Genomic DNA, 26649 nt, shown 5'->3' with positions numbered 1-26649 from the left:
CACCGCGTCGCTCCCGGCTCAGGCCTCCAGCACCACCGGGATGATCATGGGGCGCCGGCGGTGGCGCCGGTTCACCCAGGTACCGATGATGCGCCTGACGACCTGCTGGAGCTGGTAGGTGGTGTGGTCGCGGTTCGTCATCACCGCTTCCTCCAGGGCCTCGGCGATCCTCGGTTTGATCTCGTCGAACACGGAGTCGTCCTCCGCGAAGCCGCGCGCGTGGATGTCCGGGCCGGACACGATCTTGCCCGTGGTGCGGTTGACCACGGTGATGATCGAGATGAATCCCTCCTCGCCGAGGATGCGCCGGTCCTTGAGGTCGGCGTCGGTGATCTCGCCGACGCTCGAACCGTCCACGTACACGAATCCGCACTCGACCGCGCCGACCACCTTCGCGGTGCCGTCCACGAGGTCGATGACCGAGCCGTCGTCCGTGAGCAGGACGTTCGACGCGGGGATGCCGGTCTGCTGCGCCAACTTGCCGTTCGCGATGAGGTGCCGCGTCTCGCCGTGCACCGGCATCACGTTCTTGGGCCGGAGGATGTTGTAGCAGTACAGCAGCTCACCCGCAGCGGCGTGCCCGGAGACGTGCACCTTGGCGTTGCCCTTGTGGATGACGTCCGCGCCGAGTTTCAGCAGCCCGTTGATCACGCGATACACGGCGTTCTCGTTGCCGGGGATGAGCGAGGACGCGAGGATCACCGTGTCGCCGGGCCCGACCGTGATCCGGTGGTCGCCGTTCGCCATGCGGGACAGGGCGGCCATGGGTTCGCCCTGGGAGCCGGTGGACATCAGCACCACGCGGTCGTCGGGCAGGTCGTCGACGTTCTTGATGTCCACGAGGATGCCGTCGGGCACCTTCAGGTACCCGAGCTTCGCGGCGATCGACATGTTGCGCACCATGGAGCGCCCCGCGAAGCAGACGAAGCGGCCGTGGGCGTGCGCGGCGTCGAGGACCTGCTGCACGCGGTGGATGTGGGACGAGAAGGACGCCACGATGATGCGCTTGCGGACCTGGCCGAAGAGGTTCTCGAGGACCGGTCCGATCTCGCGCTCCGCCGTCGTGAAGCCGGGCACATCGGCATTCGTGGAGTCCACCATGAACAGGTCCACGCCCTCCTCGCCGAGGCGGGCGAACGCACGCAGGTCGGTGATCCGTCCGTCGAGCGGCAACTGGTCCATCTTGAAGTCGCCCGTGTGGAGGACGTTGCCGGCCTCGGTGCGGATGAACACCGCGAGGGCGTCGGGGATCGAGTGGTTGACGGCGACGAACTCGCACTCGAACGGGCCGAACTGCTCGATCTGCCCCTCGGACACCGTCAGCGTGTAGGGCCGGATCCGGTGCTCCTGCAGCTTGGCCTCGATGAGCGCCAGCGTGAGTTGCGACCCGATGAGCGGGATGTCCGCCTTCAGGCGGAGCAGGTACGGGACCGCCCCGATGTGGTCCTCGTGGCCGTGGGTGAGGACGAGCCCCACGACGTCGTCGAGCCGGTCCTCGATGTAGGAGAAGTCCGGCAGGATCAGGTCGACGCCGGGCTGCGTCTCCTCGGGGAACAGGACGCCGCAGTCGACGATGAGGATCTTCCCGCCGATCTCGAAGACCGCCATGTTCCGGCCGATCTCACCGAGCCCGCCGAGCGGCACCACCCGGAGCGTCCCCGGTTCCAGGGGCGGCGGCAGCGACGGCAGGAGCGGTGCGAGGTGCGCGGCGTCGCTCATGCGGAGAGGTCCGCGCGATCCGACGGCCCCGTCGGTTCCTTCGATACCGCGGACAGGTCCCAGCCGGCCTCGGCGAGGTCGGCGAGGATCGCCTCGACCTCTCCCGGCTCCGGCGCCACGAGCGGTAGGCGGACGACGTCGTTGGCCAGGACGCCCTGGAGGCGGAGGACGTGCTTGGCGGACACGGCGCCGGGGATGTGTGTCATCACGGCCCGGATCACGGGGTCGAGCTCGAAGTGGAGACGGCGTGCCTCGTCGAAGCGCCCGGCGGCGGCCGCGTCCACGAGGGCGCGGAACGTCCGCGTGGCGACGTGCACACTGACGCTCACGACGCCGACGGCGCCCGCTGCCATCCAGGGCAGCGTGAGGCCGTCGTCGCCCGAGTAGACGTCGAGATCGGTGGAGGCGAGGACGCGGGTGACCGCGGCGAAGTCCGCCTTCGCGTCCTTGAGCGCCGTGATGCGCGGGTTCTCGGCGAGCCTGCGCATCGTGTCGGTCTCGATGGGGATGCCGGAGCGGCCGGGGATGTCGTAGATCATGATGGGCAGGTCGCTCGCCGCCGCGACCGCCTCGAAGTGCGCCACCACGCCGGCCTGCGTCGGCTTGTTGTAGTACGGCGTCACCACGAGCTGTCCGTGGGCGCCTGCCCGCTCCGCCCGCCGGGCCATCTCGACGGAGTGGGAGGTGTGGTTCGTCCCCGTGCCGGCGATCACGCGCGCCCTGTCCCCCACGGCGTCGACGACGACACGGTAGAGGTCCTCCTTCTCGGAGTCCTCGAGCGTGGAGGTCTCCCCCGTGGTCCCCGACACGACCAGGCCGTCACAGCCCTCGTCCACGAGCCGGACGGCGAGGGCCGCGGTGGCATCGAGGTCCACTGCTCCATCGGCGTCGAAGGGCGTGACCATGGCGGCCACGAGGGTGCCGAACGGACGGGTGGGCGTGGAGGTATCGGCCATGGGAGAAACGTTACCCGTTCGACGTCCCGCGGACGTGGGGGGAAGCTCCCTGTCGCCCGCAGTCGCTCCCAGCCGCCACCCGAGGGGCTGTGCAACCATGGCTGGATGCAGACCACCCCCGCGCGGCGACTGACCGGTATCGACGCCGCCCGCGGTGTGGCGCTCTTCGGCATGATGAGCACGCACATATTCCCGCTCTACGTCCCGGGAACGGTCGAGGCCTCGACCACCGCACTCCTCTTCTCGGGCCGTGCCTCCGGCCTCTTCGCCGTCGTCGCCGGGATAGGCCTCGCGCTGCTCACGGGCGGACGGTCGCCCCACCGTGACGGGCTGCTGTCCGCGGACCGCACGGGTATCGCCGTCCGCGCCGTGATCATCTCCCTGATCGGGCTCGTCCTCGGTGGGGTGGAGACGAACATCGCCATCATCCTCTTCCACTACGGCGTGCTCTTCCTCCTTGCACTGCCCTTCCTCGGCCTGCGGGTCCGCGCGCTCGCCGCGTGGGCGGCCGGGTGGCTGCTCCTCGCTCCGGTGGCGGCCTACTTACTGCGGCCGGTCGTGCGGAATGTCGTGGAACCGGATTCCCTCGGCGGCAATCCGATCTTCGAGCATGTCCTCGCGCCGCAGACCCTCGCGGCGGACGTCTTCCTCACCGGCTACTATCCCGTGCTCCAGTGGCTCGGCTTCATCCTCGTGGGCCTGCTGATCGGGCGGACGGACCTGCGGCGTCTCCCCGTCCAGGTGGCCCTCGTCGCCGGAGGGGTCCTCGCGATGGCCGCCGCGAAGTTCACCAGTCTCCAGCTGCTCGGGCCGGCGGGAGGGCTCGCGGAGATCCTGCAGACGCCGGATGGCGCCCGGTACCCGCTGGAGGCCATGCTGGACGTCGGTCTCGCCGGGATCGACCAGTCGGGGTCCTGGTGGTGGCTCGCCGTGAGCGCACCGCATTCCGGGACCACGCTGGACCTCCTCTCGGTCAGCGGGTCCTCCGCCGCCGTCGTCGGGCTGTGCCTGCTCCTGACCCGCCGCTTCCCGCTCGCGCTGCTGCCGCTCTCGGCGCCGGGCGCGATGACGCTGACCCTCTACACCCTGCACATCTGCGTCATGAGCTGGGCCGACCAGCTGACGCCCCTCCCCGACCCCACGCAGCTGTACTGGCTGCAGGTGGTGGTGGCGGTCCTGATCGGCATGCTCTTCCAGCGCCTGCGCTCATGCGGGCCGCTGGAGCTCCTGGCCTCCGGGGCCGCGACGGCCGCACGGGACAGCCGGGCGGACGCCCGCACCTGACGTCGGAACGACGACGGTGACACGATCGGGCAGCAGCCGGGCGGAGAACCGCGAAGACGAGCGACCGGACGAGTGAGCTCTCGGCCCCGGCGTGAGCACCACCGTCAGCGGCGGCGCAGTCAGCGCGCCGAGTACAGCTTCGCGGCATCGCGCATGGCGCGGCGGGCTCGCTTGCGATCGCCGGCGGCGTCGTAGGCGCACGAGAGCCGGAACCAGGTACGCCAGTTCTCGGGGTCCGCCTCGACCGCCGCCTGGTACGGCGGGAACGCCTCGTCGGCGGCGGACCGGACGATCCGCCCGGCCGGCGTCCGCGGGAGGTCGTCGACGGGCAGCCCGCCCTCGCGCTCCAGGTGGCGGGCCATCGACTGCGTGCGCGCGCCGAAGAGGAGTTCGCGGATCAGCGCCCAGGCACCGATGCACGGAAGCAGGAGGTAGCCGACGCCGAGCGCCTTCGCGACGGGATCGGGGTCACCCAGCAACAGGAAACTCCGCTGGAAGGCGACGACGAGCCAGAAGACCAGCAGCGCCGTGACGAGCAGCACGCCCAGTTTGACGCTGTGCTCGCGGTAGAAACCGACGATCCCGTTCACGATGTGCGGCCGAGGTGCAGATCGAGGTAGCCGTCGAGCCCCACCGTGAGGCCGGGACGCTGCACCACCGTGCGGATACCGAGGAGAACGCCGGGCATGAAGGACGCCCGGTCGAAGGAATCGTGCCGGATGCTCAACTGCTCCCCCGGGCCACCCAGCAGCACCTCCTGGTGCGCGGTCAGGCCGCGGAGCCTGACCGAGTGGACCGGGACGCCGTCGACCGCCGCGCCACGGGCTCCGGGCAGCTGGTCGCGTGTCGCGTCGGGTGCGTCGGGCACGCCTGCCGCCAGCCGCGCCGCAGCGACGAGCTGGGCCGTCCTGGTGGCGGTCCCGGACGGCGCGTCCACCTTGTCGGGGTGGTGCAGCTCGATGATCTCCACGGAGTCGAAGTACTGTGCGGCGGCGGCGGCGAAGGCCGTGGCGAGCACCGACCCGAGGGCGAAGTTCGGGGCGATCAGCACACCCGCGGCCGGTGTGTCCGCGAGCAGGGCCTCGAGCTCGCTGACGCGTTCGCTCGTCCAGCCGGTGGTACCCACCACGGCGTGCATGCCGTGCTCGACGACGAAGCGCACGTTGGCGGCCGTCGCGTCGGGGACGGTGAGGTCGACGACGACCCGCGCTCCCGCCGAGACGAGGTCCTCGAGCGGATCGGAGCTGCCGAGGGCCGCCACGAGATCGAGGTCGGGGGCGGCCTCGATGGCGCGCACGGCCTCCGATCCCATCCGGCCACGGGCACCGAGCACGGCCACGGGCAGTAGATCGGTCATGCGTCCCAGCCTACTGTCAGGCTCCTGCGCCGACCCACTCGACCGTGCCGTCCGTGAAGAACTGCTCCTTCCAGATGGGGACGCGTTCCTTCACGAGGTCCACGAGCTCCGAGCACGCCGCGAAGGCCTCGCCGCGGTGCGCGGCACCCACGGCGGCGACGAGCGCCTGGTCCCCGATCACGAGCGGACCCACCCGGTGCGCCACCCAGAGGCGGACGCCGTCGTGCCGCGCGGCGATCTCCTCGGCGACCTCCCGGATGATCCGCTCCGCGCTGGGGTGCGCGGAGTAGCTGAGCGACGTGACCTCGCGCCCGCCGTCGTGGTTCCGCACCACACCGCTGAAACCCACCACGGCGCCGCACTGCGGGGAATCGACGCCCGCCCGGGCCTGGTCGGGGGTGATCGGAGCCTCGGCGACGGCTGCGTGGACGACGACGCCCAGGGCCTTATCGGTGGTCATTGTGGCCTTCCAGTTGCGAGCAGATGTGGTCGACGAGCGGCGAGAGCACGGCCAGTCCGTCCCGCACGCCGCCCGGAGATCCGGGCAGGTTGATCACGAACGTGGAACCGGCGGCGCCGGCGAGCCCGCGACTGAGAACGGCCGTGGGCACTGCGGCCTCGCCCGCCCGGCGGACGGCCTCCATGATGCCGGGCAGGCTCCGGGTCAGGTAGGGCGCCGTCTGCTCGGGCGTGGCGTCGTCGGGGCTGAGTCCCGTGCCGCCACTCGTGATGAGCACGGCGGGCCGTGCCTCCAGGGCCACCCCGATCGCCTGCCCCACGGCGTCACCGTCCGGGACGACGACGGCGTCGGACACCGCGTAGCCGTGCTCGTAGAGCCAGGCGGCGATCGCCGGGCCGCACTCGTCCTCGTACGTGCCCGCGGCAGCGCGGGTCGAGGCGATGACGATCGCGGCCGACCGCATCCCCGGCCCCCTGCCCGTCGGCGCATGGCTCCGCCCGTGCGCGTGGCCACTCGTCCCGCTACTCGTGCCACTGGTCGTGTGGCTGCTCGCGCCGTGCTCGTGGGGAGCGCTCATGCCGTCCAGTCCCCGCTCTTACCACCGGTCTTCGACAGCACCCGGATACCGGTGATGACGGCGCGCTTGTCCACAGCCTTGATCATGTCGTACAGCGTCAGCGCGGCCACGGAGGCGCTCGTGAGGGCTTCCATCTCGACGCCCGTCAGCGCCGTGGTCCGCACGAGCGCGACGACGCGCACCTGGCCGCCGTCGTCGGGCTCGAAGTCCACCGTGACCTTGGACAGCGGGAGCGGGTGGCAGAGGGGGATGAGCGTCGACGTCTGCTTCGCGGCCATGATCCCTGCCACGCGGGCGACGGCGAGCGCGTCCCCCTTGGGCAGTCCGCCGGCCGTCACGAGTGCGACGACGTCGGGTGTGGTCTGCAGGGTCGCCTCGGCGACGGCCTCCCGCACGGTGGCCTGCTTGTGGGAGACATCGACCATGTGGGCGGTGCCGTCGGCGCGGACGTGGGAGAGGCCCTCCGGGTGCGGGGCGGGCGGGTGTGTCATGTGGTCCTTCCAGCGGGGTTGCGCGTGTCCTCCGGCGAGACGGCCTCCTCCGTGACCAGGACGTCGTCCACCGCGAAGGGGTCCTCGGGTTCGGGGCCGAAGAGCGTCACCTCGACGGCGTCACCCGGCTCCAGGGACTCGACGCCTGCGGGCACGTGGATGAGGCAGTTCGACGCGGCGAGTGCGTGGAGGAGGTGGGAGTCCGGACCGCCGACCACGGTCACGCTGCCCTGCCGGTACAGGCCGCGTCGGATCTGGTGCTTCGCGGCGGGGCTGGTGATCGCGTCCGCGAGGTCGGCCCGGAGGACAGGCCGAGGTGCGGGAGCACCGGTCAGCCGGCGCAGCACCGGCCGGAGGAACATCTCGAAGGAGACGAAGGCGCTGACGGGGTTGCCCGGGAACCCGAGGAACGGGACGCCCCCGATGGTGCCGTGCGCCTGCGGGCCTCCGGGCTGCATCGCCACGGACGAGAACTCGACGGCGCTGTCGGCCAGCGCCTGCTTCACCACCTCGTACGCGCCCTGGCTGATGCCGCCGGTGCTGAGGACGAGGTGCGTGGTGCTGCCGTCGATGCCGCCGAGCACCTCCCGGAGCACGGCCGGGTCGTCACCGAGGAGTCTGTGCCGCGTCACCTCCGCGCCCGCCTCGTGCAGGGCGGCCTCCAGCAGGGTGGTGTTCGCGTCGTAGATGGTGCCCGGCACCAGCGGTGCGCCGGGCTCGGCGACCTCGTCCCCGGTGGAGAGCAGCAGGACGTGGAAGCGGGGACGGACGGGCACCGCGTCGACCCCGCACGCCGCGAGGAGTCCGAGCTGGGCGGGGCCGAGGGCGGTGCCTGCCGGGAGGGCGACATCGCCGGCCGCGATGTCACTGCCGGCCCGGCGGACGAAACGTCCCATCTCGACGCCGGCAGGAAGGACGACCGTCACCTCGTCCGCCCGCACCGCGGCGGGCGTCGGGAACTGCGCCGGATCGGCCTGCTCGATCGGCACGACGGCGGCCGCGCCCGGTGGGAGGACGGCGCCCGTCATGATGGGCGCCGTCGTGCCGGGCAGGAGCTCACCGGGCATCGAGCCCGCGGGGATCGCCTCGGCGACGATGAGCGGCGAGGTGCGGTCGAGATCGTCGGCGTGGACGGCGTAGCCGTCCATCTGCGAATTGTCGAAGGGTGGCAGGCTGACCGGCGCTGTGACGTCCTCGGCGAGAACCCGATCCCGCGCTGCGGTGAGGGGCAGGACCTCGCTGCGGGCGGCGTCGTACCCGCCACTCCACCGGAGGAGTCCGCTGACGGCGGCCTGGTGTTCGGCGACAGATCTCTTCACGCGCGCCTCCCGCGGGTCTGCCGGCATCGCGGCTCACGGCTGTCCGTGGGCGACGACCGTCCGGCCTAGGTCACCGTGAACGTTACCGTGTGCAGTCCCTCGGCGCCGTCCGGGGCGGGATCGACGAAGGCGTCCGACTGGACGTCGCCCCGGGCGTCCACGGCACGGGACTGCACGGTGCGGGAGCCCGGTTCCAGGGTCAGGGTGACGCTGTACTGGCACCAGGTATCGGCGGAGATGGGTGTGGCGAGCGTTGCGCGCTGCCAGGCTCCGCCGTCGACGCGCACCTCCACTGCCTCCACTCCCCTGTGCTGCGCCCAGGCCACGCCACCGATGGTCACGGCGCCCGCCGGGACGCTCGCGTTCGCCCGGGGCACGTCGATGCGCGACGACGTCTTGACCGGTCCGCGCTCGGACCAGCCACGCGTGGACCAGTAGGCCTTGTCCTCGGCGAACCGGGTCACCTTCAGTTCGGTGACCCACTTGGTGGCGGAGACGAATCCGTACAGACCCGGCACCACCAGGCGCGCCGGGAAGCCGTGCTCCACCGGCAGCGGCTGTCCGTTCATTCCGACCGCGAGCAACGAGTCGCGGTCGTCGGTCAGCGCCTCGAGCGGGGTGCCCGCGGTGAATCCGTCCGCACTCGTCGAGAGCACCATGTCCGCTCCCGGCCTGACCCCGGCCCGTTCCAGGAGCGACCGGACGGGGTAGCCGAGCCATCGCGCGTTCCCGGTCAGATTCCCGCCCACGGGGTTCGACACGCAGGCGAGCGTCACGTACCGCTCGATCAGGGGAAAAGCGAGCAGCTCGTCGAACCCGATCTCCACCTCCCGGTCCACGAGACCGGTGATCCTCAGCCTCCACTCGGCGGCGTCGACCACCGGCACCACGAGAGCCGTGTCGATGCGGTAGAAGTCGTCCGACGGCGTCACGAGCTCGCTGACACCCCGGACGCCGAGATCGGCGCCCTCGGGGACGAAGGAGCCCGGGGCTGGCGGGGGTACCGCCGGTTCCGACGGCGCCGGCAGCACGATCGCGGAACGCTGCTGCGTCACGGCGGACTGCGAGGACCGCACCCCACCGGCGGCGGCACCGGTCGCGACGGCGACGACGGCGGCTCCCCCCGCGCCCTGCAGGAACCGGCGGCGGGCAGACCTGCCGGACGTGGCGTCGTCCGTGCCGGCGTCCTCCCCCTCGTTCTTGCCCGCGTTCTCCGCCGGGTTCTTGCCCGCGCTCGACCCTGCGTTCGCCTGTCCGTTCTCCGCAGCGCTCGACCAGGTGCGGAGCGAGCGGATGAGGGCGTCGAGGACGACGATCGCGACCAGCGCCGCCACGATCGGAGCGACGTAGGAGATCGCGGAGGACTGCGGGCGCGAGGCGACGGCGATCGCGCCGAGCACCCCGAAGCCGGCGATGACCGCGCGTCCGGCGAACCTGCGTCGGAACTCGGCGAGACCCGCTGCGAGTGCGATGACCGCGATGATCACGGCGATGGACGAGAGCAGGACGAGCTTGTCGGACGTGCCGAACGCGGCGATCGCCCAGTCCTTGACGCCCGGCGGCAGGATGTCGATGACCCAGGAACCGACCGCGCTGACAGGCGTGACGGAGGGGCTCAGGGCCGCGGCGGACAGCTCGCCGCCGATGACCCCGAGGCCCACGGCGAGCCCACCGGAGACCGCGGCCCACGTTCGGCGTCGGATCATCGTCGCTCCCTCATCGTGCGGATCTGGTGCAGGTACGGACGGCTCGATGCCGGCCGGGGTGGCCCCTGGTACCACGACCGCCGTGCGGTGGCAGTTCCCCCGGACTTCGGGCCGGGCGGTCGAAAGGCGTACCCTCGATGCATGGGACTCCAACTGGGAATGCCGGGCCTCGCCCGCGAGGCAGCGGCCCCGGGTCTCATCGACACCCACGGCCGCCGCGCCACTGACATGCGCCTGAGCCTGACCGACAAATGCAACCTGCGCTGCACGTACTGCATGCCGGCGGAGGGGCTGAACTGGCTGCAGAAGGACCAGGTGCTCTCCCGCGAGGAGATCGTCCGCCTGGTCAGGATCGGCGTCGACTCGCTCGGTGTCCGCGAACTCCGTCTGACGGGCGGGGAGCCCCTCGTGCGCGCCGACCTCCTCGAGATCATCCGCGACATCCGGGCCAATCACGCCGACCTCCCGATCTCGATGACCACGAACGCCCTCGGGCTCGACCGCCGCGCGGTTCAGCTCAAGGAAGCCGGGCTCACCCGCATCAACGTCTCCATGGACTCGCTGCATCCGGAGACGTTCGCGCAGTTGACCCGCCGCCCCTTCCTCGACCGGGTGCTCAAGGGCATCGAGGCCGCCGCCGACGCCGGGCTGGGCCTCGTGAAGATCAACGCCGTGCTCATGCGCGGCATCAACGACCACGAAGCGCCCGACCTCGTCGAATGGGCCGTGGCCCGGGGCTTCGAACTCCGCTTCATCGAGCAGATGCCGCTCGACGCCGACCACGGCTGGACGAGGGACGGCATGGTGACGGCGGCAGAGATGCGCACCCTCGTCGAGACACGCTTCGTGCTCACCCCCGATCCCCGCACACGCGACGGCGCTCCCGCCGAACGGTGGGAGGTGCGCTCCAAGGACGCGCCCGACGTCGTCCTCGGGATCGTGGGCATCATCGCCTCCGTGACGGAACCGTTCTGCGCCGACTGCCGCCGCACGCGCGTCACCGCCGAGGGCAAGGTCATGAGCTGCCTGTTCTCCCGGGAGGAGACGGACCTGCGAGACCTCCTGCGGTCGGGCGCCGACGACGCCGCCGTGGCCCAGCGGTGGCGCGACGCGATGTGGCTGAAGCCCAAGGCACACGGCATGGGCCACACCGGCCTCGGCGCCGAGGACTTCGTGCAGCCCGACCGATCCATGAGCGCCATCGGTGGCTGAGGTGCTCGTCCGGTACTTCGGCGCGGCGCGGGCCGCGACCGGCGTCGATCAGGAATCCTTGCCCGCAGGGCGCACGCTCGCGGACGTCCTTGCCGAGCTCCGCACCCGACCCGTCGCACCGGGCGCGCCCTCGCTGGCGACGGTGCTGGGTCGCAGCAGCTTCCTGCTCAACGAGATCGCCCTGCGCGACCACGCCACGGTCCTCGGACCCGACGACGTCCTCGACGTCCTGCCGCCCTTCGCCGGCGGCTGACGCCGCAGCAACGCCGGCCGATCCGGCCCGGGTCCACCGGCGTCGTCAGCAGACGGTTCACCGGTCCGGCTGGGCATCCTGCTCAGCAGCCTCCGCAGCGCGCGGCGAGGCCCGGCAGTCGACTGAGCGACCGGCCCTGGCCTCGCGCCGACGAGTGCCTCAGCGGTCGGCGAAGTCCGCTTCGGTGTCGAAGGGACCGACGACCACGGTGGTGCGCGGAGCTGCCGCGAGATCACGGGCGAGCGCCTGCACGTCCTCGGCCGTGACGGCCCGGATCCGTTCGAGCGAGGCGTCCATGTCCACGAACTCCCCTGACACGAGCTCCGAGCGCCCGAGCCGCGACATGCGGGAGCTGCTGTCCTCGAGCGCCATGACGAGGCCTCCCGAGAGCTGCCCCACGGCCTTGCGGAGTTCCTCCGCGTCGATGCCGTCCGAGGCGAGACGGTCGAGTTCCGCGCCGAGCAGCCGGATGACCTGCCCGGTCTTCGCGGGCGAGCAGCCCGCGTACATGCCGAAGTACCCGGCGTCGGCGTAGGCCGCCGAGAACGAGTAGGTGGAGTACACGAGGCCGCGCTTCTCGCGGATCTCCTGGAACAGCCTCGAGGACATCCCGCCGCCGAGGACGGCGTTCAGGACGCTCATGGCGAAGCGCCGCTCGTCGGTGGCCGTCAGGGACGGGCAGCCGATGAGGATGTTGGACTGTTCGACAGCCCTGCGGATCACGTGGGTACCCGTCGCGCCACGGACCGGGGCCGCCGTCGTCGAGCGCCGCGGGACCGGGAGGGCGCCGTCCTCCAGAGACCAGCCGGCCGCCTCCAGCGCCTCCTGCACGAGGCTGCAGACGACATCGTGGTCGAGGCCGCCCGCCGCGGTGACGACGAGTTCGGAGGGCACGTAGTAGTGGCGGTAGTGGGCGAGCACCGAGTCCCGCGGGACGGCCTTGATCGCCTCCGGCGTACCGCCGATCGGACGGCCCAGGGGGTGCTCCCCCAGGACGAGCTCCACGAACTTCTCGTGCGCCACGTCACCGGGATCGTCGCTGTCCATCGCGATCTCCTCGAGGATCACGTCGCGCTCCTGCTCGAGCTCCTCGGGATCCAGCACCGCCGAGGTCACCATGTCCGCGATGACGTCGATGGCCATGGGGAGGTCCGAATCCAGCACGCGCGCGTAGTAGCAGGTGTTCTCCTTCGCGGTCGCCGCATTGGACTCGCCGCCCACCTCGTCGAAGGCGGACGCGATGTCCATGGCGCTCCGGCGCTCGGTGCCCTTGAAGAGGAGATGTTCCAGGAAGTGCGTCGAACCGTGCTGGCCCTCGGCCTCGTCACGGGAACCGACACCGACCCAGAACCCTATGGTGGCGGATCGCTGGCCGGGCATGGCCTCGGTCAGGACGCGGACCCCTCCGGGCAGCACGCTGCGCCGGACGACGTTGCCACCCGGGTCACCGGCCACGAACGAATCGGATCCGTCGCCGTCGCGCGGGGTGGGCAGGAGGGGCAGGGCTACTACGGAGGACAGGGACATCCTGGACTTTCTGACGGTTCGGGAAAGGCAGACGGCCCCGGCGCCGACCGATTCGATCGGTGGCGTCGGGGCCGTGTGTCGCTCAGGACGAGCGCGAGGGACTACTCGGCGTCGACGGCGTCGGGCAGGTCGATCCCGGCGTCCTCGGAGTCGGCGATCTCGTCCGCCACGACGGGCGAGAGGGACAGCTTTCCGCGGTCGTCGATCTTGGTGATCTCGACCTGGACCTTCTGGCCCACGGACACGACCTCGTCGACGTTGTCGACGCGCTTGCCACCGGCGAGCTTGCGCAGCTCGGAGATGTGCAGCAGGCCGTCCTTGCCCGGGGTCAGCGAGACGAAGGCGCCGAAGGTCGTGGTCTTGACGACCGTGCCCAGGTAGCGCTCGCCGATCTCGGGGACCTGCGGGTTCGCGATGGCGTTGACCGCCGCGCGCGCGGCCTCGGCCGACTCGCCGTTCGTCGCCCCGATGAGGACGGTTCCGTCGTCCTCGATCGAGATGTCGGCGCCGGTGTCCTCCTGGATCTGGTTGATCATCTTGCCCTTGGGGCCGATGACCTCGCCGATCTTGTCCACCGGGATCTTGACCGAGATGATCCGCGGTGCGAACTCGGAGAGCTCGTCCGGGGCGTCGATCGCGGCCTGGAGGACGCCGAGGATGTGCAGGCGTGCTTCACGGGCCTGCTTCAGGGCCGCAGCGAGGACCGACGCCGGGATGCCGTCGAGCTTCGTGTCCAGCTGGATGGCCGTGACGAACTCCGCGGTACCGGCGACCTTGAAGTCCATGTCACCGAAGGCGTCCTCGGCCCCGAGGATGTCGGTCAGCGCCGCGTAGCGGGTCTGACCGTCGACGACGTCGGACACGAGACCCATGGCGATGCCCGCGACCGGCGCGCGCAGCGGGACACCGGCGTTCAGGAGCGACAGGGTGGACGCGCAGACCGAGCCCATCGACGTCGAGCCGTTGGAGCTCAGCGCCTCGGACACCTGGCGGATCGCGTAGGGGAACTCCTCGCGGGTCGGCAGGACGGGCACGAGGGCGCGCTCGGCCAGTGCTCCGTGGCCGATCTCGCGGCGCTTCGGCGAACCGACGCGGCCGGTCTCACCGGTGGAGTAGGGCGGGAAGTTGTAGTTGTGCATGTAGCGCTTGCGCGTGACGGGCGACAGCGAATCGATCTGCTGCTCCATCTTGAGCATGTTCAGCGTGGTGACACCCATGATCTGGGTCTCGCCGCGCTCGAAGATCGCCGAACCGTGCACGCGCGGCAGGACCTCGACCTCGGCGGTCAGTTTGCGGATGTCGCTCAGGCCACGGCCGTCGATGCGGACCTGGTCCTTGAGGATGCGCTGGCGGACGACGGCCTTGTTGAGGGAGCGGAAGGCTGCGGACAGCTCCTTCTCGCGTCCCTCGAACTGGGCGCCCAGGGCGCCCATGAGCTCGTCCTTGAGCGCGTCGGAAGCGGTGTTGCGCTCCTGCTTGTCGGCGATCTGGAAGACCTGTGCGAGCTTCTCGGAGCCTGCGGCCTCGATCGCCTGGTACACGTCGTCCTGGTAGTCGAGGAAGACCGGGAACTCGACGGTCGGCTTCGCGGCACGCCCCGCGAGGTCGGCCTGCGCCTCGCACAGCGCGCGGATGAACGGCTTCGCCGCCTCGAGGCCGTCGGCGACGATCTCCTCGGTGGGGGCGGTGGCGCCGTTCTCCTTGATGAGGGTCCACGAGTTGTCTGTGGCCTCGGCCTCGACCATCATGATGGCGACGTCGTCACCGGCGATACGCCCGGCGACGACCATGTCGAAGACGGAGTTCTCGAGCTCGGAGTGCTTCGGGAAGGCGATCCACTGATCGGTGCCGCTGCCGTCGGACACGAGGGCGACGCGCACGCCGCCGATCGGACCCGAGAAGGGCAGGCCCGAGAGCTGCGTGGACATCGACGCCGCGTTGATGGCGACGACGTCGTAGCGGACGTCGGGGTTGATCGCGAGGACGGTCACCACGATCTGGACCTCGTTGCGGAGACCCTTCACGAAGGCGGGGCGCAGCGGGCGGTCCATGAGGCGGCAGGCGAGGATGGCCTCGGTCGAGGGACGGCCCTCGCGGCGGAAGAACGAGCCGGGGATGCGTCCCGCGGCGTACATGCGCTCCTCGACGTCGACCGTCAGCGGGAAGAAGTCGAAGCCTTCGCGCGGGTGCTTGCCGGCCGTCGTGGCCGACAGGAGCGCGGTGTCCTCGTCGATGTAGACCATGGCAGCGCCGGCTGCCTGCTGGGCGAGGCGTCCGGTCTCGAACCGGACGGTGCGTGTTCCGAAGCGACCGTTGTCGATCACTGCTTCGGCGAACTGGATTTCGGGACCCTCCACGAGAGTCACCTCCGTTTCTGCGGTATCGGAGGCAATCGGCACCCGTCTCGGTTCCGTCCGTCGGGACGAACCGCAGCACCCGGTCTTCGATCGAGATCCACGGAAGTGCCGTGTCGGCCCTCCGGAGACCACTACCGAGGACCGCGAATGCGTGGTGCCGGTTGCTCCTGGTGTTCTTGGATTCTGCTGGTCGTGATGGTGCTGGTCCTGCTGTGCCGGTGATCGCCACCAGCAGCGAAGGCGGCCTCCCTTCATGGGATGCCGCCTTCTCGTACTGCTATCGACGCAGGCCGAGACGCTCGATGAGCGTCCTGTACCGCGTGATGTCGGTTTCGCGCAGGTAGTCGAGCAGGCGACGACGGCGACCGACCAGAAGAAGCAGGCCACGACGTGTGTGGTGGTCGTGCTTGTGCATCTTCAGGTGCTCGGTGAGGTCGAGGATGCGACGCGAGAGCATCGCGATCTGCACCTCGGGTGACCCGGTGTCGCCCTCCGCCAGTGCGTACTGCTTGATGATTTCCTGCTTGATGGCGGCGTCAAGGGCCACGAGTAACTCCTAGAGTTGTACCGTGATCAAGTGCTGAGCGTCGCTTGCACGACGACACAGAAAAATCCAGCCACCACGGACTGCAGCCGGATCTGTGATCAGTTTAGCGTCTGGGCCGTTGTTCTGTCGAAAGCAGATCGCGTGCTCGCGCGACGTCGAGCTTCATCTGCTCGATCAGTGCTTCGGGACCCGTGTAGGTCACCTGTCCGCGCAGGTGCTCGACGAACTCGACGGCCACCTTCTGCCCGTACAGGTCGAAGTCCTGGACCCGCTCGGGCGGCCGGTTGATCACGTGGGCCTCCACCTGCCGGTCCACCCCCTCGAACGTCGGGTTCGACCCCACCGAGATGGCCGCCGGCCAGCGCTCCCCCGCCTCGTCGATGAGCCAGCCCGCGTAGATGCCGTCCGCCGGGATGAACCCCTGCGCGGTCGGTCCGAGGTTGGCGGTGGGGTACCCCAGCTCGCGGCCGCGCGCGGCGCCGTGCACCACCTCGCCGCGCATCCGGTGGAGCCGACCGAGCACCCGCGCGGCCGTTCCGACGTCTCCGGCCTCCAGGGCCTCCCGGACCCAGGTCGAGGAGCATCGGCGATCCCCGTCGGCGTCCGTGGCGTCCTGCGGGTAACTGGCACCGAAGTCGTCGATCGCGATGACCTCGAACCCGAGTTTCAGGCCCAGCGCGCGCATCGTCTCGAGGTCGCCGCTGTTGCCGCGTCCGAACCGGACATCATGCCCGATCACCACGGCCTTCGCCCCGAGAGCCTGGACGAAGACGCGCTCGACGAACTCCTCGGGTGTGTTCGAGGCGAGATCCAGGGTGTAGTGCATCATCAGGAGCGCGTCGATGCCGGTCCCGGCGAGGGTCTCCACGCGGTTGTCGAGGCCCATGATCAGTTCGGGGGCGCTCTCGGGCCGGTGGACCTGCGACGGGTGCGGGTCGAAGGACACCACGACGGCGGCCGCGGAACGCTCCCGAGCGGCGTCGACGACCTGCTGCAGCACGCGCTGGTGGCCCCGGTGGACGCCGTCGAAGTTACCGAGCGTCAGGACGGAGGGCCCGAAATCCGCGGGCACGCTGTCCAGGTCTCTCCAGTAGAACACGCATCTCCTTCGTGATTCGGCGGCGTGCTGCGGTCCCGGGTGGGTGCCACGGGTGGGGTGTCGCGGGTAAGGAGCCGCCTGATCGCCGCTCCCATTATGGACGACACGATCGCGGGGGACGTCATCCGCCCGTGCGTCCCCGGCACGGCACAGCACAGCGGGTACTCTCGCACGCTCAGCCGACGACTTGTCCACATACGAGGAGCGCGGCGGGCGCCGGCACGCCCTGCACCGGAGCATCGGTACGACGCCCCTGTTCCCCTCCTCCCCGTCACCTGTGACTCGCCCGTCTCCTCCGTCGCTTTTCTGATTGGTGCCCGCCATGCATGTCCCGCTCCCCTACCGACCCGTCGACCCCGCTGTCCACCCGGCCGATCGACCGACCGCCCCGACCACGTCGGCTCCTGATGGATCGCGGTCCCGCGACCGTTGCCTTCACGCTCCCGACCTGTCCGTCGCCCGTACCGCTCCGCAGGCGCACGGACTGCCGACATCGCCAGGACGGCGCGGGCTGATGCTGCGGCTGACCGGCTTCCTCGTGGGCGTCCTCGTCCTGCTGGGCGGTCTCGCCGCGGCCACGCCCGCCACGGCCGAGTCCCAGGCCGGGGGGTGGTCCAGGGGCGCCGGAGTAGTCGGCACCGGGTACTTCGTCGGCCAGCACCGCACCGCGGACGGGAAGATCGCCTACTGCACCGATATCGAGCGCCTCTCCCCGGACCGGGCCTCGGGATACACGGAGGGCGGCACCGGACCGTTCACGCGCAGCGACGGGACGGCGCTCTCGGCCTCGGACAATGGCGCACTGGCGTTCGTCCTCGGCAGATGGGGCGCCACCACCGACGACGCCGACGCGGCGGCGGTCCAGCTCGCCGTGTGGTCCCTGACCGCGGTCGGCATGCACTGGGACGGCCCCGGCATGACGTCCTTCCTCAGCGCACAGCGCCTCGCTCCGGAGCTGGAGATCCGCGCCCGAGCCATGCTCGAGCAGGCCCGGACGGAGGCAGGCCCCTACAGCATCCGGACCTCGTTCGCGCCGGACAAGACGGGTGGTCAGGTCGAAGCCACCGTGGTGTCCGCCGATGGCACGCCACGGCCGGGCCTGCAGGTCTCGGCTGTGGTCGAAGGAGGAGTCTTCGAAGACACCTCGACCACGGCGCGCTGGACCTCGACCGACAGATCGCACGACCTGGTCGTCCGGAGGACGGGGTTCGGACCCGCCGGCGTCACGATCGTCGCCCCGACAGTTCCCGCGTCGAACGCCACGTGGCTGTCGCCGGTCGAGCGGGACGTCCAGCGCCTCGTCGTGGCACCGGTATCCGTGGAAGCATCGGCCTCGGTCGCAGTACCTGCGCCCACCCGCTTCGCACCGAAGGTCACGACGGCGACCTCCTCGGCGCGGACAGCACCCGGCGCCGAGGTGTTCGACGTCCTCGAGGTGAGCTCCGATGCCCCCTGGTCGATCGATCCGGTGACGGGGCGCCCCGTCACGCTGGAGGTGGTCTCGACGCTGTGGGGGCCGCTGCCCGCTCCACCCGTCGAGGGCGCCTCCGTTCCGGCCGGCACTCCTTCGCTCGGTAGCACTGTCTCCCGCGTCGAGGGACCCGGCCGCTACGAGACGCCGGCCCTCACGGTGCCCGCACCGGGCTACTACGTCTGGACGGAGACCATCGATCCGGCCAGCACCCTCCCAGCGGGCGCCGCACCCTTCGTCGACGCATGGGCCGGCCGGTTCGGGCTCGCGGCGGAAACCACCCTCGTGCCGTGGTCGCCGGCGGTGACCACCCGTCTCACACGGACCGAGGTCGAGCCGGGCGGAACGGTCCAGGACACGATCGTCATGAGCGGCTTCGCGCCCACGGACGACGACGATGTCGTGCAGCTCACCATGTACGGCCCTCTCGCCGGGTCCCCTGTCGAAAGCGCCGACGTCCCGCAAGGCGCCCCCGTCCACTCAGCACTCGAGGTGCCCGCACGGAACGGGTCGGTGACGTCCAGAGACTTCGCGCCTCTCGTGGAGCCGGGGTGCTACACCGTGGTGGCCACCTTCGTCGGCAGTGGTGAGGAGTCCCCGTTCACCTCGGCGTTCGGGATCCCCGAGGAGACGGTGTGCGTCCAGCCACCCGCGGTTCCGGTTCCGCCGGTGACGGGCACCGAGTCCGCACCTGTGCCCGACACCTCCCCGGTACCCGCTGCAGGACCGCCGCCGGGACCGGCCGCAGCACCGCCCGCCGAACTGGCGCGGACCGGCGTAGGCGCAGCGGTGGTGTCGGGTCTGGCGCTGATCTCGGTCGGTGCCGGGCTGGGGCTCCGGACGCTCGCGCGGCGCAGGGCCTAACCGCGCTCCGCGAACTCCCGACGCAGGTCCGAAGTCTTGGCGATGTACTTGTGCCAGACGAGCAGGGCCGGCGGGAAGGCCAGCTCCACCACCATGAGGATGATCAGGATGTAGTTCGGCGTCCCCGAGAACGCCCAGGAGAGAACGCGCCCGATTCCGCCGACGAAGACCATGAGGCAGACGAGCCACAGCATGTTGGCCCACTGGAACTTGATGGCGATCGTGATGAAGGCTGCCCCGACGCCGACCATCATCGCGGAGAAGAACCGGAACTGGTTCTCGAGCGTCGGGTTGACGGGATCCGCCTCGGTGTCAGGCAGGCCCGCGGTTCCCAGGATGAGGTAGTACGCGCCGAATCCTGCGATTACCAGCCCGACGAGGACGACGACGGTGCGGAACACGTTCCAGTCCCCGCCCTTCGACGCGGTGCCGGGGGTCCGACCGGCGCCCTTGTCCGTGGGCTTGGCCTTTCCGGTCCCCTGCGCCGACCCGCGCCCACTCGGACGGGAGGAGGCAGGCGAACTCGTCGCGGACGTGTCGCCGCGACCGGTCGGCGCGTTCGAGGGGGCGGTGCCCGCTCCGGCCGCGCCGGCAACAGGCCCGCCGTTCGGCGACGGTGCATCGCCCGGAGCTCCGCGGCGGCCGTCCCGCCCGGAGACGGAGGACGTACCCGATGTCGCCGACGCGTCGTCGCGCTCGTGACTGTTGCTGGTCATGGCTTACTCCCTGGAACGGCTCGATGGTGTGCTCGTTCGTCATACTCTCACGCGCCGCACCGCTCCGCCGGGGCGGACGCCGGCGTGCGGACTAGGGCGCGGGGTGCATACGCGGCCTGGTCCGGCGGAGCCAGAGCAGACCGAGGATCGGGAGCACGAGGGGCACGAAGCCGTAGCCCCGCCCGAAGGCCGACCACACCGTCTCGTGAGGGAAGGCCTGCGCGTCGGCGATGCTCAGCGCACCCACCGTCAGGACTCCCAGCAGCTCGAGCGTCACGGCGATCACCGACACCCGGTAGGCCACCGCCCCTGGTCGGGCGAGGGACACCGTGGCCACGACGTACACGAGTGCTGCGACGGCAGACAGCGCATAGGCGAGCGGGGCCTCGTCGAACTTCGTCGTGATCTGGAAGGTCGCCCTCGCCGTCGCGGCCAGTGCGAACACGCCGTAGACGGCTACCAGGAGTCGGCCCGGTCCGGTTGCCCGGCTCGTTCCGCGGCCGGTCTCCGCTCCGCGGGTGCGCCCGTGCTCGGTGCTCACAGTCCTGCCACCCCGTCCCAGATCTGTTCCATGCGATACAGCATGACGACGATCGTCAGGCCGGACGCCGCGAGGACGAAATTGCTCCAGCGTGTCTTCTCGATGATCGACCACCAGAAGGCTCCGACGGGCACCACCAGTGCCGTCAGGAGATAGCCCCAGAACTCCCATGCCTCCCCCACCACGGGATCGCCCGTGAGCTGCCTGATCACTGCTGCGACGGTGTAGACCAGCAGGAACAGCTCGACGGCGGCCACGGAGAGGATGGTGATGTCGTTGGGCGGCTGTCGGAGCACACCTGCTCCGAGGCACAGGAGGGCCGATACCGCACACACCAGCGCTCCGACCACGAAGAACGGGTCCACGATCAGTCGCCCCCGCCGGGCGCGAAGACCAGGGCTGTGCGGGCGGCACCGCCGCGGTCCTCGAGCAACGCCACGAGGGTCCCGTCGGGCGAGAACGCGGCGACAGGCCCCTCCGCGGCCGGCCCGTCGGCGGCGGCGCTCGGTGTGATCCTCCGGCCGTGGGAGACGTCCTCAGCCTCCTCCGCCGTCAGTTCCCGGACGGGAAACAGCGCCCGTCCGGCCTCCTGCAGCGGCAGCACCCGCAGCTCGGCCGCGAGGTCCTCGAGCGTCCGCGCCTGGTCGATCGAATAGGGTCCCACCCGGGTGCGGCGGAGCGCGGTGAGGTGTCCCCCGACGCCGAGCGCTGCGCCGAGGTCCCGGGCGAGCGCACGGATGTAGGTGCCGGAGCTGCAGTCGACCGTGACGTCGACGTCCTGCAGCCTGCCGTTGCTGACGCGTCGGACGGCGTGGGCCTCGAAGCGGTGGACGGTGACGGGCCGGGACGGGAGGTCCACCTCCTCGCCCGAGCGCACGCGGGCGTAGGAACGCTCGCCCTTCACCTTGATGGCGCTCACACTGCTCGGAACCTGCTGGATGTCACCGGTCAGCTCGACGATCGCCGCCCGGATCTGTTCCTCCGTGACGGCCGCTGCGATGGCGCCCCCGGTGACCTCCCCCTCGGCGTCGTCCGTGAGGGTGGACTGGCCGAGCCGGATGGTGGCGGTGTAGGTCTTGGAGGTACCGACGATGAACGTCAGCAGGCGTGTGGCGCGGTTGATGCCGACCACCAGGACGCCGGTCGCCATGGGATCCAGCGTGCCTGCGTGGCCCACCTTTCGGGTCCCCGCAAGCCTCCGCAACCTGCCCACCACGTCATGACTCGTCCAGCCCTGAGGCTTGTCCACGATGATCAGCCCTGAGTGGACCTGCCCGGAATTCACGCTCCCCAGTATAGGAGCCGCCGCTCGAGGGCCTGACGGGGTGGCCGGGCGCAACGCCCGGGCAGCGGACCGGCCGTCACCTGCGGGATACCATCCTCCGTATGCCCTCCATCGCCCCCTCTGCGACCGATGTGCCGGTCAACCAGATCCGCGAGATCACCCAGGCGGCCTGGGCCACTCCGGACTCGATCGTCCTCAGCATCGGCGAGCCGGCGTTCCCCGTCGCACGCCACGTGCTCGACGCCGCGATGGCGGCGCTGGACCGGGACGACACGAACTACACGCCGAACTCCGGCCTGGCCCCGGTGAGGTCGGCCTTCGCGGACCGGTTCGCCGCGCGCTCCGGCGTGGCGACGGTCCCGTCGCGCGTGTTCGTGGTCGCGGGCGCCCAGCAGGGCCTCCACCTGGCGCTCAGCACGCTCATCACCGCGGGCGACGACGTCCTCGTCCCCGACCCCGGGTACCCCACCTTCGCCATGACCGTCGGCCTGCTGGGCGGGCGACCGGTGCCCTATCCCCTGGTACCCGAGCACGGTTTCCAGCCGCGCATCGCCGATCTCGAGCAGCTACTGACGCCCCGCACCCGGGTGCTCATGCTCAACTCGCCGTCGAATCCGCTCGGCTCGGTGTTCGACGCCGACCTGACGCGGGACCTCGTCCGCTTCGCCCACGAGCACGATCTGTGGATCATCTCGGACGAGTGCTACGAAGCCTTCACCTACGACGTGCCGCACGTCAGTCCGGCGCGCTTCGACACCGGTGGCCCCGAGGCCGTCGCCGGGGCCGGCGATGCTCGCGTCATCACGTCGCTGACGCTGTCGAAGACCTACGGGCTGACCGGCCTGCGCATCGGGGCGCTCATCACGCCGTCCGGTATGGAGACCGTGCTCAGCAACGTCATGGAAGCCACGGTCTCCTGCGTCTCGGCGCCGTCGCAGTACGCGGGCCTCGCCGCGCTCACGGGACCGCAGGACTACGTGGAGACGGCGCTCGCCCACTACCGGTCGAACCGCGACGCGGCCACGGCCGTCCTCGACACGCTCGGCGTCGACTACCTCGACGCGAGCGGCGCGTTCTATCTGTGGGCCGACATGACGCATGCAACCGGCGGCGACGTCAGGGCCTGGACGCGGACCCTGCTCGCGGAGCGCGGCGTCGCCGTTGCACCCGGCACCGCGTTCGGCGCGATGGGCGAGGGCTGGGTGCGGATCGCGCTGTGTGGCCGGACCGAGGATCTCGTCGAGGGACTGTCCCGCCTTCCGTCGCCGCGCGGCTGATCCTCCGGACGTCGTCCGGCGCCCGTCCTGCGGAGATCCTTCCGGACGACGCCCGTCCTCATCGGCGGCCGGACACACGAAGGGCAGCCGACCGGATGGTCGGCTGCCCGTGAGCGATGGTTCGGACGACGTCGCGCCCGGCCTAGCGCTCCGTGTCGTCGTCGTCCGAGCTGCGGTAGGGGTCCGCATCGCCGGCGAAGTCGGCTCCCTGCGCGAGGGCGGCCACCTCGGCGTCGCGCTCGCGCGCCTTCTGCAGCAGCTCCTCGAGGTGGCTGGCGTTGACCGGCACCTCGTCGGGGACGAACTCGAGCGTCGGCGTGAGCCGCGCCGTGATGTTCTTGCCGACCTCGGAACGGAGGACGCCACGGGCCGATTCCAGTGCCATGCGCGTGGCCTGCTGCTCCTCCGGATCTCCGAGCACCGTGTAGTACAGGGTGGCGTGCTGGAGATCGTTGGTGACGCGGGCGTCCGTGATGGTCACGGCTTCCAGCCGCGGGTCCTTCACACGACGCCGGAGCGCCTCGGCGACGATGACTTTGATGCGCTGCGCGAGCCGCGCGGCGCGGGCCGGATCTGCCATTGCTGATAACTCCTCGTGAAGCGGATGGAATCGGGACCCCGGCCCTGCCGGTTCCCGCGGTACGAAAGGCACAGGCGCCCCGGATGACCCGGGGCGCCTGTGCTGACCTGCGTGCTAGGCGCGGGGCTTCTCCCGCATCTCGAAGGTCTCGATGATGTCGCCTTCCTTGACGTCGTTGAAGGAGCCGAGGCCGATACCGCACTCGAAGTCCGTGCGGACCTCGGTGGCGTCGTCCTTGAAGCGCTTCAGCGAGTCGACCGAGAGGTTGTCGCCGATGACCTTGCCGTCACGCGTGACACGAGCCCTCGAGTTCCGTCGGATGATGCCCGAGCGGACGATCGAGCCGGCGATGTTGCCGAACTTGGAGGAACGGAACACCTCGCGGACCTCTGCGGTACCGAGCTGCACCTCCTCGTACTCCGGCTTGAGCATGCCCTTGAGGGCGAGCTCGATGTCGTCGATCGCGGCGTAGATGACCGAGTAGAAGCGCATGTCAACGCCCTCGCGCTCGGCGAGATCGGCGACGCGCTCTGCCGGCTTGACGTTGAAGCCGATGATGATCGCGTTGTCGACCGTCGCCAGGTTGACGTCGTTCTGCGTGATCGCACCGACACCGCGGTGGATGACGCGCAGCTGCACGCCTTCCCCGACATCGATCTTGAGCAGCGAGTCCTCCAGTGCCTCGACGGCACCCGACACGTCACCCTTGAGGATGAGGTTGAGGGTGTCGACCTTGCCGTCGGCAACGGCCTGGTCGAAGTCCTCGAGGCTGATGCGCTTGCGACGCTTGGCGAGGGCCGCATTGCGGTCCGCTGCCTCGCGCTTCTCGGCGATCTGGCGGGCGGTGCGCTCGTCGTCCGTGACGAAGAACGTGTCACCTGCACGGGGGACGTTGGACAGACCCAGCACCTGGACGGGACGCGACGGCTCCGCCGTCGTGACGACGTCGCCGTTCTCGTCGAACATCGCTCGCACACGGCCGTGAGCCGTACCGGCGACGATCGTGTCGCCGACGTTCAGCGTTCCGGACTGCACGAGCACCGTCGCGACGGCGCCTCGGCCACGGTCGAGGTTGGCCTCGATCGCGATACCGCGGGCGTCCTTGTTCGGGTTCGCCCGCATGTCGAGCGCCGCGTCGGCGGTGAGCAGGACGGCCTCGAGCAGTTCCTGGATCCCCATGCCCTGGAGGGCGGAGACGTGGACGAACATGGTGTCGCCGCCGTACTCCTCGGGGACCAGACCGTACTCGGTGAGCTGGCCCTTGACCTTGTCCGGGTTCGCGCCTTCCTTGTCCATCTTGTTGACGGCGACGACGATCGGGACGTTGGCCGCCTGAGCATGGTTCAGCGCCTCGACGGTCTGGGGCATGACGCCGTCGTCCGCGGCGACGACGAGCACGGCGATGTCCGTGACCTTCGCACCACGGGCACGCATGGCGGTGAACGCCTCGTGACCGGGGGTGTCGATGAAGGTGATGGCGCGCGTGGAGTCCTCGTGGACGTGCTGGATCTGGTAGGCACCGATGTGCTGGGTGATGCCACCGTGCTCGCCCTCGACGACCTTCGTGTTGCGGATCGCATCGAGCAGGCGCGTCTTACCGTGGTCGACGTGGCCCATGACCGTGACGACCGGCGGCCGGACCTCCAGGTCCTCGTCGCCCTCGGCTTCGAGCTCGGCATCGAAGTCGATGTCGAAGCTCGACAGGAGTTCGCGCTCCTCGTCCTCGGGCGAGACGACCTGGATCTTGTAGCCCAGCTCGGTTCCGAGCACCTCGAACGTGTCCTCATCCAGCGACTGCGTGGCCGTGGCCATCTCACCGAGGTGGAAGAGCACCGTGACGAGCGCTGCGGGGTTCGCCTCGATCTTGTCGGCGAAGTCCGTGATGGACGAGCCGCGACGCATGGTCACGATCGTGGTGCCGTCGCCACGGGGTACGCTCACGCCACCCAGCGACGGAGCCGACATCTGCTCGAGTTCCTGCCGCTTCGCGCGCTTCGACTTGCGCTGCTTGCCACGACCGGCGCCACCCTTGCCGAACGCACCGGCGGTGCCGCCGCGTCCGCGGGTGCCCTTGCCGAAACCGCCACCTGCGGGTGCTCCGCTGGGGCTGGCCGGCGCTCCACCGGGACCGCGACGCGGTCCGGCTCCCGCTCCGGGTGCACCGCGGCCGGGGGCAGCGGGACGCTCGGTGCGGTTGGGCATCATGCCCGGAGTGGGACGCGAGCCCGGGGCTCCGGCGGGGCGGGGGGCACCCGGACGCGGTGCGCCCGGGCGGGGTCCACCCGCACCGGCGGCAGGACGGGGTCCGCCTGCACCGGCGGCCGGGCGGGGTCCGCCCGGTCCTGCTGCGGGACGCTGGACGTCGTCACGACGACCAGGTCGGGGCATTCCCTGCGAGGGGGCGAACGGGTTGTTGCCGGGACGCGACGTGCGCTCCGGACGATCCGTGTCCCCGCGGCGCGAGCCCATGCCCTGTGACGGGGCGAACGGGTTGTTGCCGGGACGCGGCGCTCCACCGGGACGGGCACCCGACGGGCGGGTGGTGCCGGCCGACGGGGCCGCGGGCGGTGTGGCGGGGCGGGGGCCCGGACGGGAGTCCGAGGACGGGGCCTCGCCACCCGTGGCCGGTGCGTCCTGTGGTGCGGCGGACGGAGCCGGTGCGGCGCCGTTCGAGAAAGGTGATGCCTGGGGTGTGGCGGCGGGCGACGGCGACGGTGCTGCCGTCGGAGCCGGCGTGGGTGCCGTCTCCTGTGCCTGCGCTGCCGGAGCGGGTGCTGCCGGCTGTGCCGCGCCCGGCTTGGGACCCGACGACGCGGGGGCCGGAGTGCGTGCGGGAGCCGCAGCGGTGGGGGCTGCAGCGTTGGGGAATGCGCCGCGAAGCTTCTTCACGACGGGGGCCTCGATGGTGGACGAGGCTGAACGGACGAACTCGCCCAGTTCCTGCAGTTTCGCAACTGCGTCTTTCGAGGTTATACCGAGCTCTTTCGCGAGCTCGTGTACGCGGACCTTGGCCACATTTCTCCTGTCTCGGTCCGCACCGAGTCAGGCACG

General features: G+C 70.6%; 24 protein-coding genes. 5 read left to right on the top strand and 19 right to left on the bottom strand.

The genetic code is table 11. The features are described 5' to 3' along the window. Positions 1-18 precede the first annotated feature (18 nt). Together AC4D16_RS11910 and dapA are read right to left on the bottom strand one after the other, a co-directional pair. A complete protein-coding gene (locus AC4D16_RS11910; RefSeq protein ID WP_490950771.1) occupies positions 19-1719 on the bottom strand; it encodes a ribonuclease J in 1701 nt (566 codons plus the stop codon). Beyond that, positions 1716-2675, bottom strand: a complete 960-nt coding sequence (dapA, locus tag AC4D16_RS11905) for a 4-hydroxy-tetrahydrodipicolinate synthase (protein WP_490955142.1) — start codon at positions 2673-2675, stop codon at positions 1716-1718. The genes AC4D16_RS11910 and dapA overlap by 4 nt, the downstream gene beginning before the upstream one ends. A gap of 105 nt (positions 2676-2780) precedes the next feature. On the opposite strand from dapA, the gene AC4D16_RS11900 reads away from it, so the two are divergent. Continuing rightward, positions 2781-3959, top strand: a complete 1179-nt coding sequence (locus AC4D16_RS11900) for a heparan-alpha-glucosaminide N-acetyltransferase domain-containing protein (RefSeq protein ID WP_490955141.1) — start codon at positions 2781-2783, stop codon at positions 3957-3959. 119 nt (positions 3960-4078) lie between these two features. Here AC4D16_RS11900 and AC4D16_RS11895 read toward each other — a convergent pair whose 3' ends face one another. The 7 genes from AC4D16_RS11895 to AC4D16_RS11865 all read right to left on the bottom strand — a co-directional run bounded on the left by AC4D16_RS11895 (position 4079) and on the right by AC4D16_RS11865 (position 9869). After that, a complete protein-coding gene (locus tag AC4D16_RS11895) occupies positions 4079-4549 on the bottom strand; it encodes a hypothetical protein (protein WP_490950768.1) in 471 nt (156 codons plus the stop codon). Then, positions 4546-5316, bottom strand: a complete 771-nt coding sequence (gene dapB / locus AC4D16_RS11890) for a 4-hydroxy-tetrahydrodipicolinate reductase (protein ID WP_490955140.1) — start codon at positions 5314-5316, stop codon at positions 4546-4548. Before dapB ends, AC4D16_RS11895 begins: the two co-directional genes overlap by 4 nt. Positions 5317-5332: 16 nt before the next feature. Then, positions 5333-5776, bottom strand: a complete 444-nt coding sequence (locus AC4D16_RS11885; protein ID WP_490950766.1) for a molybdenum cofactor biosynthesis protein MoaE — start codon at positions 5774-5776, stop codon at positions 5333-5335. Further along, positions 5763-6239: a MogA/MoaB family molybdenum cofactor biosynthesis protein gene (locus tag AC4D16_RS11880; protein ID WP_490955201.1), complete on the bottom strand. Its 477-nt coding sequence runs from the start codon at positions 6237-6239 to the stop codon at positions 5763-5765. Before AC4D16_RS11880 ends, AC4D16_RS11885 begins: the two co-directional genes overlap by 14 nt. Positions 6240-6349: 110 nt before the next feature. Next, complete coding sequence (moaC, locus tag AC4D16_RS11875; protein WP_490955139.1) at positions 6350-6844, bottom strand: cyclic pyranopterin monophosphate synthase MoaC; 495 nt, start codon at positions 6842-6844, stop codon at positions 6350-6352. After that, a complete protein-coding gene (locus AC4D16_RS11870) occupies positions 6841-8163 on the bottom strand; it encodes a molybdopterin molybdotransferase MoeA (RefSeq protein WP_490955138.1) in 1323 nt (440 codons plus the stop codon). Before AC4D16_RS11870 ends, moaC begins: the two co-directional genes overlap by 4 nt. Positions 8164-8228: 65 nt before the next feature. Next, complete coding sequence (locus tag AC4D16_RS11865) at positions 8229-9869, bottom strand: molybdopterin-dependent oxidoreductase (protein WP_490955137.1); 1641 nt, start codon at positions 9867-9869, stop codon at positions 8229-8231. Positions 9870-10010: 141 nt separating this feature from the next. Between AC4D16_RS11865 and moaA the strand changes: the two genes are divergently transcribed. Next, entirely contained in the window at positions 10011-11081 is a 1071-nt protein-coding gene (moaA, locus tag AC4D16_RS11860) for a GTP 3',8-cyclase MoaA (RefSeq protein ID WP_490955136.1), read from the top strand. A gap of 1 nt (position 11082) precedes the next feature. Continuing rightward, positions 11083-11334, top strand: a complete 252-nt coding sequence (locus AC4D16_RS11855) for a MoaD/ThiS family protein (protein WP_490950826.1) — start codon at positions 11083-11085, stop codon at positions 11332-11334. 159 nt (positions 11335-11493) lie between these two features. Here AC4D16_RS11855 and AC4D16_RS11850 read toward each other — a convergent pair whose 3' ends face one another. The 4 genes from AC4D16_RS11850 to AC4D16_RS11835 form a co-directional block, all read right to left on the bottom strand. Next, positions 11494-12861 (bottom strand): M16 family metallopeptidase, encoded by a 1368-nt coding sequence (locus AC4D16_RS11850; RefSeq protein ID WP_490950760.1) that lies wholly within the window; start codon positions 12859-12861, stop codon positions 11494-11496. A gap of 101 nt (positions 12862-12962) precedes the next feature. After that, entirely contained in the window at positions 12963-15218 is a 2256-nt protein-coding gene (locus tag AC4D16_RS11845; protein ID WP_490950759.1) for a polyribonucleotide nucleotidyltransferase, read from the bottom strand. A gap of 277 nt (positions 15219-15495) precedes the next feature. Further along, a complete protein-coding gene (gene rpsO, locus AC4D16_RS11840; protein WP_490955135.1) occupies positions 15496-15765 on the bottom strand; it encodes a 30S ribosomal protein S15 in 270 nt (89 codons plus the stop codon). A 103-nt stretch (positions 15766-15868) separates the two neighbouring features. After that, entirely contained in the window at positions 15869-16864 is a 996-nt protein-coding gene (locus AC4D16_RS11835) for a bifunctional riboflavin kinase/FAD synthetase (protein WP_490955134.1), read from the bottom strand. Between the two features lie 514 nt (positions 16865-17378). Here AC4D16_RS11835 and AC4D16_RS11830 point away from each other — a divergent pair. Beyond that, positions 17379-19199, top strand: a complete 1821-nt coding sequence (locus AC4D16_RS11830) for a hypothetical protein (RefSeq protein ID WP_490955133.1) — start codon at positions 17379-17381, stop codon at positions 19197-19199. On the opposite strand, the gene AC4D16_RS11825 is transcribed toward AC4D16_RS11830, so the two are convergent. The 4 genes from AC4D16_RS11825 to truB form a co-directional block, all read right to left on the bottom strand. Beyond that, positions 19196-19915: a DUF4345 domain-containing protein gene (locus AC4D16_RS11825; protein WP_490955132.1), complete on the bottom strand. Its 720-nt coding sequence runs from the start codon at positions 19913-19915 to the stop codon at positions 19196-19198. The genes AC4D16_RS11830 and AC4D16_RS11825 overlap by 4 nt on opposite strands. A gap of 91 nt (positions 19916-20006) precedes the next feature. Beyond that, positions 20007-20456, bottom strand: a complete 450-nt coding sequence (locus AC4D16_RS11820; protein ID WP_490955131.1) for a hypothetical protein — start codon at positions 20454-20456, stop codon at positions 20007-20009. Next, positions 20453-20821: a hypothetical protein gene (locus tag AC4D16_RS11815; RefSeq protein WP_490950753.1), complete on the bottom strand. Its 369-nt coding sequence runs from the start codon at positions 20819-20821 to the stop codon at positions 20453-20455. The genes AC4D16_RS11820 and AC4D16_RS11815 overlap by 4 nt, the downstream gene beginning before the upstream one ends. A 2-nt stretch (positions 20822-20823) precedes the next feature. Further along, positions 20824-21750 carry a tRNA pseudouridine(55) synthase TruB gene (gene truB, locus AC4D16_RS11810; RefSeq protein ID WP_490955200.1) on the bottom strand — a complete coding sequence of 309 codons (927 nt, stop codon included), beginning with the start codon at positions 21748-21750 and terminating at the stop codon, positions 20824-20826. 92 nt (positions 21751-21842) lie between these two features. On the opposite strand from truB, the gene AC4D16_RS11805 reads away from it, so the two are divergent. Then, complete coding sequence (locus AC4D16_RS11805; protein ID WP_490955130.1) at positions 21843-23018, top strand: pyridoxal phosphate-dependent aminotransferase; 1176 nt, start codon at positions 21843-21845, stop codon at positions 23016-23018. A 142-nt stretch (positions 23019-23160) separates the two neighbouring features. Here the strand turns inward: AC4D16_RS11805 and rbfA are convergent, their stop codons facing one another. Together rbfA and infB are read right to left on the bottom strand one after the other, a co-directional pair. After that, entirely contained in the window at positions 23161-23598 is a 438-nt protein-coding gene (rbfA, locus tag AC4D16_RS11800; protein ID WP_490950750.1) for a 30S ribosome-binding factor RbfA, read from the bottom strand. A 114-nt stretch (positions 23599-23712) separates the two neighbouring features. After that, a complete protein-coding gene (gene infB, locus AC4D16_RS11795) occupies positions 23713-26613 on the bottom strand; it encodes a translation initiation factor IF-2 (protein WP_490955129.1) in 2901 nt (966 codons plus the stop codon). Positions 26614-26649 lie beyond the last annotated feature (36 nt).

This window comes from Arthrobacter sp. TJ-236, assembly GCF_058269235.1.
The sequence above is the reverse complement of the archived record's forward strand: the minus strand, read 5'-3'. Positions and strand labels throughout refer to the sequence as shown.

Coding starts and splice junctions, on each gene's coding strand:
- AC4D16_RS11850 (WP_490950760.1), bottom strand. CDS start 12,861: ATGTCCCTGTCCTCCGTAGTAGCCCTGCCCCTCCTGCCCACCCCGCGC.
- dapA (WP_490955142.1), bottom strand. CDS start 2,675: ATGGCCGATACCTCCACGCCCACCCGTCCGTTCGGCACCCTCGTGGCC.
- AC4D16_RS11830 (WP_490955133.1), top strand. CDS start 17,379: ATGCTGCGGCTGACCGGCTTCCTCGTGGGCGTCCTCGTCCTGCTGGGC.
- dapB (WP_490955140.1), bottom strand. CDS start 5,316: ATGACCGATCTACTGCCCGTGGCCGTGCTCGGTGCCCGTGGCCGGATG.
- AC4D16_RS11825 (WP_490955132.1), bottom strand. CDS start 19,915: ATGACCAGCAACAGTCACGAGCGCGACGACGCGTCGGCGACATCGGGT.
- AC4D16_RS11885 (WP_490950766.1), bottom strand. CDS start 5,776: ATGACCACCGATAAGGCCCTGGGCGTCGTCGTCCACGCAGCCGTCGCC.
- AC4D16_RS11900 (WP_490955141.1), top strand. CDS start 2,781: ATGCAGACCACCCCCGCGCGGCGACTGACCGGTATCGACGCCGCCCGC.
- AC4D16_RS11865 (WP_490955137.1), bottom strand. CDS start 9,869: ATGATCCGACGCCGAACGTGGGCCGCGGTCTCCGGTGGGCTCGCCGTG.
- moaC (WP_490955139.1), bottom strand. CDS start 6,844: ATGACACACCCGCCCGCCCCGCACCCGGAGGGCCTCTCCCACGTCCGC.
- AC4D16_RS11910 (WP_490950771.1), bottom strand. CDS start 1,719: ATGAGCGACGCCGCGCACCTCGCACCGCTCCTGCCGTCGCTGCCGCCG.
- AC4D16_RS11805 (WP_490955130.1), top strand. CDS start 21,843: ATGCCCTCCATCGCCCCCTCTGCGACCGATGTGCCGGTCAACCAGATC.
- rbfA (WP_490950750.1), bottom strand. CDS start 23,598: ATGGCAGATCCGGCCCGCGCCGCGCGGCTCGCGCAGCGCATCAAAGTC.
- AC4D16_RS11880 (WP_490955201.1), bottom strand. CDS start 6,239: ATGCGGTCGGCCGCGATCGTCATCGCCTCGACCCGCGCTGCCGCGGGC.
- moaA (WP_490955136.1), top strand. CDS start 10,011: ATGGGACTCCAACTGGGAATGCCGGGCCTCGCCCGCGAGGCAGCGGCC.